Raw genomic sequence first — 396 nt, 5'->3', positions numbered from 1 at the left:
CACATTATCAGGCAGGGTAACGCTGGTTAGCAGGTTTTCACTAAACGCCGTATCCCCAATAACAGTAACCGAATTAGGGATGGTAACGCTGGTTAACAGGTTATTTTTAAACGCATAATTCCCTATAACGGTAACCGAATTAGGAATTGTAACGCTGGTTAATTTCATGTAAGAAAACGCGCCATTCCCAATAGCGGTAACAGGAAGCCCTTTTATTTTTCCGGGAATTTTTACGTCTTTTGCCCCCCCTGCATAATTTGTGATGGTTATTTTCCCGTCTTCTGCACTGGTTAGAAAATCGCTTTCGCTCTGGCCGTAAACCATAACCGCCGCACACATAAACAGCGCAAAAACTAATACGTTCTTTTTCATGGAAATATCTCCTTACTATTTAAC

General features: G+C 41.4%; 1 protein-coding gene. It reads right to left on the bottom strand.

Going from position 1 to position 396, the window contains the following annotated elements:
• The coding region (locus ACYVRH_RS14905) for a leucine-rich repeat domain-containing protein (protein ID WP_461257638.1) at window positions 1-372 on the bottom strand (372 nt) is incomplete at its 3' end.
• Window positions 373-396: the final 24 nt, after the last annotated feature.

This window comes from Treponema sp. R80B11-R83G3, assembly GCF_054786115.1.
Note: the sequence above shows the minus strand (reverse complement) of the source record. Positions and strands in the feature narration are given on the sequence as shown.